This is a genomic window from Rickettsia gravesii BWI-1 (genome assembly GCF_000485845.1).
Classification (GTDB): Bacteria; Pseudomonadota; Alphaproteobacteria; order Rickettsiales; family Rickettsiaceae; genus Rickettsia; species Rickettsia rickettsii.
On sequence record NZ_AWXL01000006.1, the window covers coordinates 20,509 to 34,207 of the forward strand.

The window sequence follows — 13,699 nt, forward strand, 5'->3', positions numbered from 1 at the left end:
TTCATAGAGATTAAAATGAAACAATATAATGATTTATTTAAAATTATTCACCGCGAAGGATATATATTTATTGCTAGCTTTGCATTAGTAAGTTTTTTATTAGCATCATTTAATGAAAAACTTGGCTGTATTGGATGTATTGCTACTGCTTGGTGTATTTATTTTTTCCGTAATCCTGATCGCTTTGTGCCTATAAGTGATGATCTGGTAATAAGTCCTGCAGATGGAATAATTCAAGAAATTAAGGAAGCATTGCCGCCCCCAGAATTAGGGCTTGGTGATGTGGAAATGATTAGAGTTAGTATTTTTCTAAATATTTTTAATGTCCATGTTAATAGAATCCCGGTAAACGGAAAAATTTTAGCACTTCATTATAATCCAGGAAAATTTTTTAATGCTTCACTCGATAAAGCTAGTATTTATAATGAGCGTCAATCAGTATTAATGGAAACTGCTCAAGGGCAGAAAATTGTTTTTGTTCAAATAGCCGGACTTATAGCAAGGCGTATAGTTTGTGATTTAGAAGAGGGTAATGAAGTTAAAACGGGTGAGCGATACGGTATAATTCGTTTCGGTAGCAGAGTAGATGTTTATCTACCGTTGAAAACAGCTTTATTAGTGAGTAAAGGGCAGACTGCTATAGGCGGTGAAACTATCATTGCTGATTTTGGACGTAAAAAGACAACAGAATTTAAGTTTGAGAGGAAGTAGCCTCATAACTTTAAAACCGTCATTGTGAACAGCTGTAGGCATGGCTTGTTTATGTCATTCCCGCGTAGGCGGGAATCCAGTGAAACGTATAAAAAACAAGTTTTTTATCTGTTTATTTTATCAAATATATAATTTTGTACCAAGTAAGATTATTTTTTTCTGAATTCCTGCTTTCGCAGGAATGAGACATTGACAGCCATGCAACCACACTGTTTTTTCCTTGCAATGACGTTATAAATACATTTTGAGTATAAAAATTGTTAAAAATTCGTAAATCTATAATAACTAAGCCTGTACCTCTAATAAAATTAATTCCCAACTTTATTACGTTGCTTGGTTTAGTAACCGGTATGAGTTCTATAAAATTTGCTTTGGATAGCAGATGGGAACTTGCGGTATATTGCATTATAGTAGCGGCAATTATTGACGGTATCGACGGTAGAATAGCAAGGATGCTAAATGCAGTTAGCCCATTTGGTGCAGAGCTTGATTCATTATGCGATTTTGCTAATTTCGGTATAGCTCCTGCCTATCTGATATATTTATGGTCTTTTCAACAATATGAGTATAAGGTATTTTCATCAGCGGTAATGTTATTATTTATAGTGTGTATGGCACTACGTTTAGCTCGCTTTAACGTTGGTATTTATCAACCGAAACAAGATAAAAAAACTGACTATTTTTTTACCGGTGTACCTGCCCCATGTGGTGCTTTACTTGCTTTAACGCCTGTAATGATAGATTTTGAAATCGGTACGTTATTAAATATCAATACCCGTACTCACACTATAACAATTAATATATATTTGGCTATTATAGCTTTTCTACTTGCTAGTAGGCTTCCTACAATCTCAACAAAAAATTTGAGTATTAAACCTGAATATTTATCGTTTGCAATGATTTTAGTTGCTATTGTTATTATAAATCTTATCATATATCCATGGTATTCACTGCCGTTAATTGCAGTTATATATATTCTTTCTATACCAATTTGTTATTTTTTTAAACATAGAGGGTATTGGTAAAGTTAATTATGCCGAGTGTATTACAACAAGCTATCGACAAATATAAACATCATCCATTTACTAAATATGTAATTATTATAGCCTTAATCATATTTATTTATTTGGGATATAGAATTTATGTTTGGGCAAATACACAATCCACGGATAATGCTTACATAGATGCAGATATTTCAAATGTTAGTGCTGAAGTTAGCGGTGTTTTAACAAAGTTATTTGTTACCGATAATACTAAAGTTAATAAAGGCGATCTGATAGGTGAAATTGACGATAGAGATTATAAGGCAAAGCTTGCAGCACTTGAAGCATCTATTGAAGCTTGCATAAAAAATATAGAAATTATAGAGCAAAAAATCTCAATAGGGCAGATTAGCCTAGAGCAAGCAGCTGAAAAATTAAAGCTTAATAAAATAAGCTTGGATATTGTTGCAACAGATTTTATGAGAGTGCAGGAATTAAATAAGGCAAAATTTGCTAGCTCTAAAACGTTAGATGATTCTAAAAACGCATATCAAAAAGCTAAAACGGATTATAAACAAGCACAGTTAGATTTAGATATATCTAAGCAACATTTACAGCTTCTTGAGCTTGAAAAAGCAGCAGAACAGGAAAAACTTAAAGAGCTAACAGAAAATAAAAAAGTAACCTTAAGGAGCTTACAAAATACTAAACTTATTGCTATGGTACCCGGTGTATTCGGTAATAGTAGTTTAGAAGTCGGAAATTACATAGTACCGGGTAGGGCGTTGTTTTCTATAGTTCAAGATAATACTATGTATATTCAGGCTAATTTTAAAGAAACACAAATTCAGAAATTTAAGTCCGGCATGAAAGTCAAAATTGAATTTGATGCTTTGCCTAAAAAGGTAATTTACGGGAAGATTCGTAATATTGCTCCTGCTACCGGCTCTAAATTTAGCTTAATCCCACCAGATCATGCTACCGGTAATTTTACTAAAAGCGTACAACGTGTACCTGTTTTAATAGATTTTGAATCCCCAAATGCTAATCTAGTGCCCGGCATGTCAGCAATCGTATCCATTAGAACGGATCAAAGTACGTAATTTTTGTTAAAAAATAGCAATAATTATTCTATTAAAAGTACATATTCTAGTATTATTTACTGATTACTTAAAAAGCTATATAATATGAGTAATACCAAAAGTAATAATTAATATGCAAAGATATTTAGATCCCACTAATGATAGTGTATTTAAAAAAATCTTTCGTGATTTAGAGAAGTTCAAGGAATTTATCAATGCAGTTCTTGAACTACCTGAGGGGCTTAGAATTAAAGCAATAGAATTTATACCTGTAGAGCAAGTACCTATGCTCGATAAAGGGAACAAAAAGCATATTTGATTTAAAGGTTAAAGATGAAGCCGGTAGCTGGTATATAATCGAGATGCAAAAAAGAAATGAAAGCGATTACTTAAAAAGAGTGCAATATTATTCTGCTCACTCTTACGTACAGCAACTTACACAAGGAATAAAGCATAAAGATTTATTACCGGTAATAGTTATTTTACTTATTAAGACTAAAATGTTTGATGATGAAGTACCTTGTATAAGTCTTCATAAAATGCTTGAAACTAAAACAAATAAGCAATATTTATTTGATTTTTCCTATTATTTAAGTGTGCAGAAACAGAAAACAGCCCACCTGCAAATATAAAGAGCGAGAAAGTATTAGATGCATACAATATAATAGAAATGCATAACCTCGAAGAATATGATGCCTACTATATAAGAGCGAAATTAATGGAAGATGCCGAGGAAATAGCTTTAGAAGAAAAGTGTGAAAAAGGGAAAGCTGAAAGAAGCATAGAAATAGCAAAGAACTTGTTACTTAAAGATATAGATGTCAATATAATAGCAGATTCAACAGGGCTAACTATAGAAGAAATAGAAGAGCTAAAAGCAAAAATAGAAAATTCTGAAACTAGTTGATTAATTATTTGCTCTTTAACTCTGCTAATTCTTTCTTAAGTTTTATTACTAAAGTTTGTAATTTTTCAAATTCTTCGCGAGTGACATAATTACCTTTAAGTATTTTATCCTCAATTATGCCACAGCTTTTATCCGTTATACTATTTAAGGCTTTTTGTGCTACGCTGCTAGCTCCAACGGCTACTTTTAAAATATTATTTGTTTTCATAGTACCTCTATCGATAAAGCATGCAAGCCGCTATTAAATTCATCGGCAAGTAAGTTATTAATAGTGCGATGATTGGCAATTAGGCTTTTTCCCTGTAATGTTTCTGCAGAAATTCTTATTTTTATATGGCTGTGAATTCCGTTATAATGACTAGCATGTTTATAGCTTTCATCTATTATTTCTTGAAAATGTGGTTTTAACACACTTAATTTTTCTTGTATCCTTTCTATGCGGCTCATATTTTTATTTCATTTACAGTAAAAATGTCCTAATATTCTTAAGTATATAATTTTATGATACACATGGCAATGTCGGAATTAATAACGGATTATAAAGATTTACAAGATGCGATAGATAAATTGGAAAAAGGCGTATGTTTTGCTTGTAGATTAGTTAATTATGATGAAATAGAATTTATAGAGCAGGGTAAGCATTTTATAATTGAAGATTTAGATCAAATCATTGAAGATGTAAGCAAGGAACTTAATATTTTTTCAAAGTTTAAGAAAATAAAGAAAGATAGAATATTATTTATCCTAAGTACTACTGATTCTGACTTAATTAAAAATTTTGCTAGAAAATTATATTTATTTTTGCAGCTTTATATTAATGAACAGAAGCCGGCAATTTATATGAATTGTTATATTGCTAGTATTAAATTTCCAAAAGTAAGTAATAATGCTAAAGAAATTGAAAAAACATTAAATATGTTACTTTCACAAAATAATAATTATTATTACCGTGAATATAGCAGTACAGAACATGATTTGGAAAATATAAGAAAATCTAATCTTCAGCTTAACTTACTACGACAAGCCTTAGCAAAAAAAACTATGCGATTTGCTTATCAGCCTATAATAGATCGCAATACTATGAAGATTCATTATTATGAATGTCTGCTTCGTATACCTGACGAGAACAGTGTTTATATTTCCATAGGTCCTATAATCCCTATTGCTGAAAATAAAGGATTAATTTTTATAGTTGATCAAATTGTTTTAGAAATGACTGTTAATGAACTTGCCTGCAACCCAAACTTAGTGTTAGCCGTTAATATTTCAAATATAGGAACATGTGATGAAGCTTTATGGGAAATAGCAGAAAACTTATTAAAAGCTCATAATGTTCGGGATCGTTTAATTATTGAAATTACGGAAACTTCTTTCAATGAGAATTACGATAAAATAACTTTATTTATTAATAAACTACGTAAGTACGGATGTAAATTTGCATTAGACGATTTTGGTGCGGGTTTTACTTCTTTTAAACAACTTCAAAGCTTACCAATTGATATTATCAAAATTGACGGTAAATATGTGCGTAGTATTACAAGTGATGTACAAAGTAGGTATTTCGTAGAAAGATTAATTAAAATTTCAGAAGATTTAGGTATTGAAACGGTAGCTGAATTCGTAGAAAACGGAGAAATAGCTAAATTTTTAATTGATCTAAAAGTCGGTGGGCTACAAGGAAACTTCTATTCCGAAGCAAAATTTGATAGGGTGGATGAGGTTTAATGATTGTCATACTGAACCGGTTTTGTTGCATGGCTCTTGAAAAAGACTCCGATGTCATGCCGTGACTTGACCACGGTATCCATAAAAATAACTTTTAATGTCAATGATTTTAATATTTTAAACTGGATACCGCGATCAAGTCACGGCACGACACAGTTAGTGCTTGACAATGTTACTTAAAACCTATATGCAGAACTCAATTTTAAATGATTAAACTTAAATGCTGTTACTTGAATTAAAAAAAACTAATCAAACCTTAGAAACTATACATTTTATAGGTATCGGCGGCGTTGGCATGAGCGGTATTGCCGAGATATTACATAATCTAGGTTATAAAGTACAAGGTTCCGATTTAGTAGAAAATTATAATACTAAAAGGCTTGAGTCATACGGCATTAAAATATTTTTAGGACACGCCGAGCAGAACATTACCAATGTGTCGTATGTTGTTATTTCATCGGCAATTAATCCAAAGAATCTTGAAATAAAAGAAGCTTTGGAGCGTAAAATTCCAATTATTAGACGTGCGGACATGCTTGCTGAACTTATGAGATTAAAATATTCAGTAGCAGTTTCGGGATCGCACGGTAAAACCACTACTACTTCTTTAGTTGCTTGTTTATTTGAGGCAGCTGGTTTATGTCCTACGGTTATTAACGGTGGGATCATAAATAATAAATCGACTAATGCATATCTTGGTTCAAGTAATTATTTAATTGCGGAGGCCGATGAATCGGATGCAACGTTTATTCATATTCCATCAACTATTGCGATAATAACTAACATTGATCCTGAACATTTAGATTATTATAAAGATTTTGAAACATTAATTGGTGCTTTTAGAAGCTTTATTACTAATTTGCCGTTTTACGGTTTTGCCGTTTGTTGTATCGATCATAAAATAGTGCGTAAGTTAGTAGACGATATTACTGAAAGGAAGATTGTTACTTATGGCATCGATTCGGAAGATGCTCATATTATAGCGTTTAATATTAACACTGATATTGCCTCCTCTACTTTTGACGTAAAAATTAGTCTACCAAATGTACTAGGTACAACGATTATTGAAAAAATTACTATTCCAACGCCCGGAAGACATAATATTTTAAATAGTCTTGCTGCAATTGCCGTTGGGATAGAATTAGATTTCGGTATTAAAGCTATTAAAAATGGTTTTAATAATTTTAAAGGAGTGAAGAGGAGATTTACTAAAGTAGCTGAATATAATAAGGCTTCAATTATCGATGATTACGCTCATCACCCTGAGGAAATCAAAGCAACACTTGCGACGGCTAAAAATATAGCAAATAAACAAAACGGTAAAGTTATTGCTATTTTTCAGCCTCACAGATATTCAAGAATGCAGTATTTATTTGATGATTTTATGCTTTGCTTTGCTGATGCCGATATACTCTATATTACCGATATATATGCTGCAGGTGAAAACCCTATAGAAGGAATTACAGGACAAAGTTTAGTTGATCAGATTACTAAGAATAAACATCACGATAAAGCAAATTTTCTAGCAGAGCTAGATGATGCGGTTGGAGTTATTATAGATAATGCAACTTCCGGTGATATGATAATTATGATGGGAGCAGGTAATATTTCAAGTTTTGCTAATGAATTAGATGGGAGATTGTCATCCCGTGGCTTTTAGCTGTCATACCGTGGTTTGACCGGTCTTGTTGCATGGCTCTTATGTCATTCCCGCTTTCGCGGGAATGACATCTGTTCGTATAACATAGGGTCAAGCGAACTAGGGGACAAAAGAGTGAAGATAACAGTAAAGCGAATAGCAGGACTAAATATGTTAATTTTACCGATAGTAAAAGGCGAGTATAAAAAAGATTATAATTTAAAATACTTAACATGGTTTAAAGTAGGCGGTAATGCTGAAATTTTCTTTAAACCTTTAGATAGCGAAGATTTAAAAAGTTTCTTAATACAAAATAAGCAAAAATTACCTATAAAGACTTTTGGAGCAGGCTCAAATATTATTATAAGAGACGGCGGTATAGAAGGGGTCGTTATAAAACTTGGTCAGAATTTTAGCAATATTGAGTTTATAGATAATCATTTAATAGTAGGTAGCAGCTGCCTTAATTATAATTTAGCAAAATTTTGTCAAGCAAATGCTATTTCCGGTTTTGAGTTTTTAGTAGGTATTCCAGGGACTATCGGCGGCGGTGTTGCTATGAATGCCGGTGCTTACGGCTCTGAATTTAAAGATATTGTAGTGCAGATTGAAGCGATTGACTTTGCAGGAAACTTTTTAACATTCACAAATGAAGAAATCGGTTTTAAATATCGCAGTAATAGTTTACCAAAGAATTTAATTATTCTCAAAGCTGTTTTTAAAATAAATAAAGGTGATAGTGAAAATATATTATTACGGATGAATGAAATAAATAACGCAAGATCATCTACACAGCCTATTAAAGAGCGTACGGGCGGTAGTACTTTTGCAAATCCTGAAGGGCGTAAATCTTGGGAACTTATTGACAAAGCGGGGCTTAGAGGCTATAGAATAGGCAGTGCTTCGATGTCAGAACTTCATTGTAATTTTATGATAAATAACGGTGATGCTACCGCTAAGGATTTAGAAGATTTAGGTGATTTCGTTCGGCAGAAAGTATTTGAAGATAGCGGGGTTAAGTTAGAGTGGGAGATTAAGAGAATCGGACGTCATCCCTAATTAAAAATGGCGTTGTTGCAGCTAGTTTTATGTCATTCCCGCGAAGGCGGGAATGACATCTAGTAGGTTTTTCGAGCTATGCAACAAGGCCGCTTTTAGTTAGGAATTACAATGGATTTAATAGGAAAGGAAAAAACATGCATAAATATCAAACACATTGGGTGGAACACTCTATAGTCAAAATATTAAGTAGTACCGGTAAAAAGCATGTAGCATTAATGGCAGGCGGTATGTCTGCTGAGCGTGAAGTATCGTTAGTGTCAAGCGAAGGAGTTAGTAAAGCTTTAATTGAATTAGGATATAGAGTTACCTTTATTGATATGGGAGCGGATATTGCAGTTAGATTACAAGAAATAAAACCTGATATCGTTTTTAATTGCCTGCACGGTACATACGGTGAAGACGGTTGTTTACCAGGATTACTTAATATAATGCGGATTCCTTATACTCATAGCAGCGTTTTATCTTCAGCTTTAGCATTCGATAAAATACATTCTAGGAGCTGGTTTTTAACGAATAATATTAATATGGTAGAAAGCATTGTTGTAAATAAAAGCGATAATATAAAAAATGATCCTATGAAACGACCGTACGTTATTAAGCCTCTTGCGCAAGGCTCAAGTATTGGTGTTGAGGTGATATTTGCAGAAGATGATTTTAACTTTGCCGATTATGATTTTCCTTACGGTGATCAGGTAATAATAGAACAATATATAAAAGGGCGAGAATTGCAAGTAGCGGTATTAAACGGCAAAGCTCTTGGAGCTTTAGAGATTAAATTACTAAAGAATCGTTTCTATGATTATGAAACTAAATATACCGAAGGATTTGCTGATCATCTTTATCCTGCTCCGCTACCTGCTAATTTATATGAGAAATTACTTATAGAATCAGAAAAAATTTATAAAACAATGCATTGTAAAGGTCCTGCTAGAGCAGAGTTTATTTTAGAAGAGCAGACAAACAAGTTATATGCTTTGGAGATAAATACTCACCCAGGTATGACACCTTTATCAATAGTGCCGGAAATTGCAGCTTATGCAGGGATAAATTTTACTAACTTAATTGAAGAAATTATAAAGACGGCAAGCTTTGAATCATGAGAAAAAAAACAAGCTCCAATAAAAAAAAACAAACAAAAAAAACTAATAATATCTCATTACGCCGAAAATTAGGACTAATTTACAAAAAAGCAATATTAGGGCTTAAGATTGTTTTAATTATCTTTATATGTCTATTTGTTTTTACAAAATATTTTGCCGGCATAAAAACCTACTTAACAACAAATATATACCAAACAACAACAAAACTTGGGTTTAAACTTGAGAATGTTATCATTGAAGGACAGCAAAATGTCGATGAGCCTACAATATTAAAGGTTTTAAATGCGAATAAGGGCAGTCCTATTTTTGCTCTTAAATTAGACGAAATTAGAAATAATTTAAAGAAAAATAAATGGATCAAGGAAGTATATGTCAGTAGAAGATTACCAAATACGGTATATATAAAATTATTTGAAAGAGAACCTATTGCTATTTGGCAAATTAATAATCAGCTTTTCTTAGTCGATGAAGAAGGTTACGAAATTAGTAAAAATATTCAACCTTTTCCTCATTTATTACATGTTGTAGGGGAAGGGGCGAATATCTATGCAGGTACATTAATATTAGAGCTGCAGAAATATCCGGCATTAATGAATAAAACTTCAGCTGCTGTAAGACTCGGAGATAGAAGGTGGGATTTAAATCTTAAAGGTAATATAAGTATTAAGTTACCTGAAAAAGAGTTTGAAGAAGCATTAAAATATGTCGATGCACTAAATAAAGCTAACAAGCTATTTAACCAAAATTATAAGGCTTTGGATTTAAGGGATAAGAATAAGTATTATATAGAGAAGTACTGAGAATCGTCATTGCGAAGAGAAACGTAGTTTCGACGTGGCACTCTTGTCAAGCATCCTGAGATTGCTTCGTCGCATTACTTTGTAATTCTTCGCGCAATGACGTTTTTGGAATAACAAGCATAAAAAAATGAAAGAGAAAATATCAAATTTTGTTACACTTGATTTCGGTAGTAGTAAGATTGCCGTAATTGCTGCCTATATTAGTAAAAAAGGTGAAATTAAAGTAGCTAGCCAAAATTTGCATCATTCTAAAGGTATTAAATCAGGAGTTATATCAGATTTAAAAAATGCTGAAACTAGCCTTGTGTCGGCAATTTACGCACTTGAAAAAGATTGCGGTAAAAATATAAAAAAAGTTATATTATCGTTATCAGGTGCCGACACTAAATCTTATTATATTAATTATACCATTAAAGTTAACGGGCAAACCGTAACGCAGCAGGATATTAAAAAGTTACTACAAAAAGCATTACTTGAATTTAAAGTTAAAAACCAAGAAATTATTCATTATTTTCCTCTTGAATTTACCCTTGATAATAATTCAGTCGAGAATCCTATAGGTATGTACGGTAGAGAACTTAGTTGTGAATTACATATTATTGCTGCTAGTTCAAATATGTTATCAAATATTGTACAATGCTTCGCTAAATGTCATGTTGAAGTCACAAATATTACTCTAGCAATTTATGCTTCTGCTATTAGCTGTCTTACGAATGATGAAAAAAATCTAGGTTCGCTTATCATCGACATGGGGGATAAAACTACCTCTTTCGGCATTTTTTTTGCTGGTAAATTAATATATACGGGGCATGTAAATATAGGTAGTTTTCATATTAGCTCGGATATTGCTAAAGTCTTTGGTATTGATCTTGTTACGGCAGAGAAATTAAAAATTTTATACGGTAATGCAATGATACCTTTATTTGAGAAAGATAGTATTATAAATATGGAGGAGTTTCAGGTTGATACTCATCATACTTTAAATACTTCCGTAACAATTTATAAATTGGCTGAGGTAATAAGAGCAAGAGCCGAAGAAATATTATCAATGGTAAAAGCCGAATATGATAAAGCAACAAAAGGGCAGGTTGAAGTTTTTAGAGTTGTAATTACCGGCGGCGGGTCTCAGCTTAGAGGACTTAAAGAGCTTTCAAATAAAATTTTTGAAAAACAGAGTAGAATCGGTAAACCGGAGATTATTGCCGGTTTTATAGAAGACTATAATCCGGCCATGTATTCAGCAACTATAGGAATGCTAAAAATTCATGCTCTAAAACAGCAAAAAGAATTTGCTCATATTAGACTTGATGCAAATAGTAGCTTCTTTAAAAAAGCTTTTGATTGGTTTAAAGAGAATGTTTAGAGAGGGGCTGCCCGCGTTGGACCGGAAAATGCATTTAGTGTCATTCCCGCTTCTGTAGGAATGACATAAAATGATCCATGCAACAATACCTACTTGTAATGAGGACTTGTATTTACGCGGGCAATGTCATTTAGAAATATTTTGCTAAGAATTATTATTAGGTTTTTCTCTAGAACAAATTAGTACATTCCCTTTAACTTCGATAATAAAAAGTCGGTCGCCTGTTTTTGCATCGATTTCATTTGGAGCAAGGTAAGCATTCATAATAGCACCGGACCATCTTACTTGTCCTATAGTATCAGAAGAAACTGTAGAACTATAAACCTCTACTGTTTTGCCTATCATATCCGAGTAATTTTTTGTTTTATCAGTTTTATTATAAACATATTTTTTAAGAGGATAATATAATATGCAAAACCAAATAAGCGATAATATACCAAAAAATGTTATTTGATTTGTTAAGCTAACTAGAGGGTAGTTATATACCACAAGAGTGTTTGATAACGCTCCAAGCCCAAAGAATAAGAATCCAATACTTGGAACTGCAAAGAATTCAACAACTATGCAAATTATGCCGATTATTAACCATATTTCGGTGAGATAATTATTTATCATGAACATAAGTTTTTAAAAATAATATTACGTTAACTATGTCTTGTGGTTTTGAGATACCGGCAAAGGACATTTTAGTTCCTGGTGCGTAGCTACTTGGTTTATGTAAGAAAGCAAATAAACTATCATCATCCCATACACCGCCAAGTTTTGATAGAGCAGGGGAATATTTATAGTCTGCTATGCTTGCTTTTGGTCTGCCTGCTACATCCCAAAGATGCGGTCCTAGTTTATTTGGACCGTCTTTATCAAGAGAATGACACATTAAACATTTCTTGGCTATTTCACGACCGTTATCGGCGTTAGCAGTCTTCATTAATTCTGGTATATTTACCGGTACTTGCTCTAGTGCGGTAGTATTTTGATTTTCTGATGATTCTTGAACCGCAACGCTGTAGCCGCGATGTTGTAACTCTAGAGTGGGCTTGTATAATATATTTGCAACAAATCCAACCATCATAGCAATTAAACTAGCAAATAAGATGGCTGCAACAATTTTATTTAATTCTTTTCCAGACATTTATTTTGTTTTTTTATTAGAATTTATACTATAATTTAAGTTGTAAGAGAAGTTCATTAAATGAATAAAAGAAAAATTTATAAAAATATTTGTTCTTTTGAGAGAAAAATAAATGTCTGATTCAAAAAAATCAAGGGTTAAAAAAATATTTAATAAGTTAAGATCTTATTGGACTAGTTTTAGACAAAGTAAAATCGGTAAAATATTATTTAGCAATAGTTTAAGTTATGTAGTTTCCATAGCTTCTATAGCAATTGCAGTTTCTGGACTTTTTACTCCTATATCACCGATAATTATAGCTGTAGCTGTTGTTTCAGGAGTTAGCGTAGGAATTCAAGCTGTAAATGAGACTTTGAAAGTGCATGATTTGCGTAAACTTCATAAAGAGAATAATTTATTAGTACATAACAGAAATGCTAAAAGTCAGCAAGATTATATATTATCATTAGAACCGAGCTTAAAAGATATTTTGAAAAATGAATTATATACGCCGCAAACGGCAGGTAAGGGTGCTACTCAAGATAAGTATGAGTTAAATGTAAATAAATTGAAAAGTACAGGACGAATATTTGGAAATAATTTAGGTGGAGCCGCAAATTTGGCCGCCTCTATTATTAAAGGTGTTAGCGGTAATGTGTTTGATATATTAAAAGCTACGGGTTACGGTGTAGTTACGACTGCATCATTAATTATCGACGGTCTTACTGAAAAGGAAAAAATAGAAATAAAAGCAATATTTAAATTAAATATAAATGAAGAATATAAAAAACAAGATACTCCTATATATGAAAATTTAGAACAATTAGAGAATTATACTAAGAATCAAGTATTGCAAACATTAGCTTTAAAAAAATTAATAACGGATAAGAATTATTGGAGTATGAATAAAGATCAAAAAATACAAAAATTTCGAGAAATAAGAGGCAGTTTTAATTCTGAAATAAAAAGAAACGGTTTAGAAGAATTTTTTAGAGAAAATAAAATAACAATGGATAATAGAAAAGAGAGCTATGTTAAAGATATTAAAAATGTAATGAATCCATTTTATGAAAATCCTAGTAAAGCCGAAGGATATAGTCCTTTAACTAAAGCTATAGATAAAGATAAAGTTAATAATGCTGAAATAAAAAGGACAAAAAGTGAAAATTTGAAAAGGATGCAAAAAAGAAAGCGAAATTTAACAATATGAAATGAT

The 13,699-nt window shown here is 32.0% G+C and carries 17 protein-coding genes; 13 read left to right on the top strand and 4 right to left on the bottom strand.

The features are described 5' to 3' along the window. Nucleotides 1-15 precede the first annotated feature (15 nt). The 6 genes from RGRA_RS0102295 to RGRA_RS13160 all read left to right on the top strand — a co-directional run bounded on the left by RGRA_RS0102295 (nucleotide 16) and on the right by RGRA_RS13160 (nucleotide 3,683). Entirely contained in the window at nucleotides 16-711 is a 696-nt protein-coding gene (locus tag RGRA_RS0102295) for a phosphatidylserine decarboxylase (RefSeq protein ID WP_017443281.1), read from the top strand. 257 nt (nucleotides 712-968) lie between these two features. Further along, nucleotides 969-1,736, top strand: a complete 768-nt coding sequence (gene pssA / locus RGRA_RS0102300; protein WP_017443282.1) for a CDP-diacylglycerol--serine O-phosphatidyltransferase — start codon at nucleotides 969-971, stop codon at nucleotides 1,734-1,736. Nucleotides 1,737-1,744: 8 nt separating this feature from the next. Further along, on the top strand, nucleotides 1,745-2,797 hold the full coding sequence (locus RGRA_RS0102305; protein WP_017443283.1) for an HlyD family secretion protein: 1,053 nt from the start codon (nucleotides 1,745-1,747) through the stop codon (nucleotides 2,795-2,797). A 112-nt stretch (nucleotides 2,798-2,909) separates the two neighbouring features. Next, nucleotides 2,910-3,095 (top strand): hypothetical protein, encoded by a 186-nt coding sequence (locus tag RGRA_RS12725; protein ID WP_017443284.1) that lies wholly within the window; start codon nucleotides 2,910-2,912, stop codon nucleotides 3,093-3,095. Between the two features lie 37 nt (nucleotides 3,096-3,132). Then, a complete protein-coding gene (locus RGRA_RS13155) occupies nucleotides 3,133-3,408 on the top strand; it encodes an Rpn family recombination-promoting nuclease/putative transposase (protein WP_236609764.1) in 276 nt (91 codons plus the stop codon). Nucleotides 3,409-3,446: 38 nt separating this feature from the next. After that, nucleotides 3,447-3,683, top strand: a complete 237-nt coding sequence (locus RGRA_RS13160) for a hypothetical protein (RefSeq protein WP_017443286.1) — start codon at nucleotides 3,447-3,449, stop codon at nucleotides 3,681-3,683. Nucleotides 3,684-3,687: 4 nt separating this feature from the next. Here the strand turns inward: RGRA_RS13160 and RGRA_RS0102325 are convergent, their stop codons facing one another. Then, nucleotides 3,688-3,891, bottom strand: coding sequence for a hypothetical protein (locus RGRA_RS0102325; protein WP_004996338.1), 204 nt, complete (start codon nucleotides 3,889-3,891; stop codon nucleotides 3,688-3,690). Beyond that, complete coding sequence (locus RGRA_RS0102330) at nucleotides 3,888-4,130, bottom strand: BolA family protein (protein ID WP_014391976.1); 243 nt, start codon at nucleotides 4,128-4,130, stop codon at nucleotides 3,888-3,890. The genes RGRA_RS0102325 and RGRA_RS0102330 overlap by 4 nt, the downstream gene beginning before the upstream one ends. A 54-nt stretch (nucleotides 4,131-4,184) precedes the next feature. Here RGRA_RS0102330 and RGRA_RS0102335 point away from each other — a divergent pair, with 54 nt between their 5' ends. The 6 genes from RGRA_RS0102335 (at nucleotide 4,185) to ftsA (ending at nucleotide 11,372) form a co-directional block, all read left to right on the top strand. Then, nucleotides 4,185-5,408 carry an EAL domain-containing protein gene (locus tag RGRA_RS0102335; RefSeq protein ID WP_017443287.1) on the top strand — a complete coding sequence of 408 codons (1,224 nt, stop codon included), beginning with the start codon at nucleotides 4,185-4,187 and terminating at the stop codon, nucleotides 5,406-5,408. A 220-nt stretch (nucleotides 5,409-5,628) separates the two neighbouring features. Beyond that, a complete protein-coding gene (murC, locus tag RGRA_RS0102340) occupies nucleotides 5,629-7,068 on the top strand; it encodes a UDP-N-acetylmuramate--L-alanine ligase (protein ID WP_024547246.1) in 1,440 nt (479 codons plus the stop codon). A 150-nt stretch (nucleotides 7,069-7,218) separates the two neighbouring features. Then, on the top strand, nucleotides 7,219-8,106 hold the full coding sequence (gene murB, locus RGRA_RS0102345; RefSeq protein WP_017443288.1) for a UDP-N-acetylmuramate dehydrogenase: 888 nt from the start codon (nucleotides 7,219-7,221) through the stop codon (nucleotides 8,104-8,106). A 137-nt stretch (nucleotides 8,107-8,243) separates the two neighbouring features. Next, nucleotides 8,244-9,209 carry a D-alanine--D-alanine ligase gene (locus tag RGRA_RS0102350; RefSeq protein WP_017443289.1) on the top strand — a complete coding sequence of 322 codons (966 nt, stop codon included), beginning with the start codon at nucleotides 8,244-8,246 and terminating at the stop codon, nucleotides 9,207-9,209. After that, entirely contained in the window at nucleotides 9,206-10,009 is an 804-nt protein-coding gene (locus tag RGRA_RS0102355) for a cell division protein FtsQ/DivIB (protein ID WP_017443290.1), read from the top strand. Before RGRA_RS0102350 ends, RGRA_RS0102355 begins: the two co-directional genes overlap by 4 nt. Nucleotides 10,010-10,136: 127 nt before the next feature. Continuing rightward, entirely contained in the window at nucleotides 10,137-11,372 is a 1,236-nt protein-coding gene (gene ftsA / locus RGRA_RS0102360) for a cell division protein FtsA (protein WP_017443291.1), read from the top strand. A 144-nt stretch (nucleotides 11,373-11,516) separates the two neighbouring features. Here ftsA and RGRA_RS0102365 read toward each other — a convergent pair whose 3' ends face one another. After that, entirely contained in the window at nucleotides 11,517-11,993 is a 477-nt protein-coding gene (locus RGRA_RS0102365; RefSeq protein WP_017443292.1) for an NfeD family protein, read from the bottom strand. Further along, entirely contained in the window at nucleotides 11,977-12,504 is a 528-nt protein-coding gene (locus tag RGRA_RS0102370) for a c-type cytochrome (RefSeq protein WP_017443293.1), read from the bottom strand. Before RGRA_RS0102370 ends, RGRA_RS0102365 begins: the two co-directional genes overlap by 17 nt. 112 nt (nucleotides 12,505-12,616) lie before the next feature. Between RGRA_RS0102370 and RGRA_RS0102375 the strand changes: the two genes are divergently transcribed. Beyond that, nucleotides 12,617-13,693 (top strand): hypothetical protein, encoded by a 1,077-nt coding sequence (locus RGRA_RS0102375; RefSeq protein WP_017443294.1) that lies wholly within the window; start codon nucleotides 12,617-12,619, stop codon nucleotides 13,691-13,693. The last annotated feature ends 6 nt before the right edge of the window (nucleotides 13,694-13,699 follow it).

What these genes read in the sequence shown, in the direction of transcription:
- RGRA_RS0102295 (WP_017443281.1), top strand. Translation starts at nt 16, where the DNA reads ATGAAACAATATAATGATTTATTTAAAATTATTCACCGCGAAGGATAT.
- RGRA_RS0102305 (WP_017443283.1), top strand. Translation starts at nt 1,745, where the DNA reads ATGCCGAGTGTATTACAACAAGCTATCGACAAATATAAACATCATCCA.
- RGRA_RS12725 (WP_017443284.1), top strand. Translation starts at nt 2,910, where the DNA reads ATGCAAAGATATTTAGATCCCACTAATGATAGTGTATTTAAAAAAATC.
- RGRA_RS13160 (WP_017443286.1), top strand. Translation starts at nt 3,447, where the DNA reads ATGCATAACCTCGAAGAATATGATGCCTACTATATAAGAGCGAAATTA.
- RGRA_RS0102325 (WP_004996338.1), bottom strand. Translation starts at nt 3,891, where the DNA reads ATGAAAACAAATAATATTTTAAAAGTAGCCGTTGGAGCTAGCAGCGTA.
- RGRA_RS0102330 (WP_014391976.1), bottom strand. Translation starts at nt 4,130, where the DNA reads ATGAGCCGCATAGAAAGGATACAAGAAAAATTAAGTGTGTTAAAACCA.
- RGRA_RS0102335 (WP_017443287.1), top strand. Translation starts at nt 4,185, where the DNA reads ATGATACACATGGCAATGTCGGAATTAATAACGGATTATAAAGATTTA.
- murC (WP_024547246.1), top strand. Translation starts at nt 5,629, where the DNA reads ATGCTGTTACTTGAATTAAAAAAAACTAATCAAACCTTAGAAACTATA.
- murB (WP_017443288.1), top strand. Translation starts at nt 7,219, where the DNA reads ATGTTAATTTTACCGATAGTAAAAGGCGAGTATAAAAAAGATTATAAT.
- RGRA_RS0102350 (WP_017443289.1), top strand. Translation starts at nt 8,244, where the DNA reads ATGCATAAATATCAAACACATTGGGTGGAACACTCTATAGTCAAAATA.
- RGRA_RS0102355 (WP_017443290.1), top strand. Translation starts at nt 9,206, where the DNA reads ATGAGAAAAAAAACAAGCTCCAATAAAAAAAAACAAACAAAAAAAACT.
- ftsA (WP_017443291.1), top strand. Translation starts at nt 10,137, where the DNA reads ATGAAAGAGAAAATATCAAATTTTGTTACACTTGATTTCGGTAGTAGT.
- RGRA_RS0102365 (WP_017443292.1), bottom strand. Translation starts at nt 11,993, where the DNA reads ATGTTCATGATAAATAATTATCTCACCGAAATATGGTTAATAATCGGC.
- RGRA_RS0102370 (WP_017443293.1), bottom strand. Translation starts at nt 12,504, where the DNA reads ATGTCTGGAAAAGAATTAAATAAAATTGTTGCAGCCATCTTATTTGCT.
- RGRA_RS0102375 (WP_017443294.1), top strand. Translation starts at nt 12,617, where the DNA reads ATGTCTGATTCAAAAAAATCAAGGGTTAAAAAAATATTTAATAAGTTA.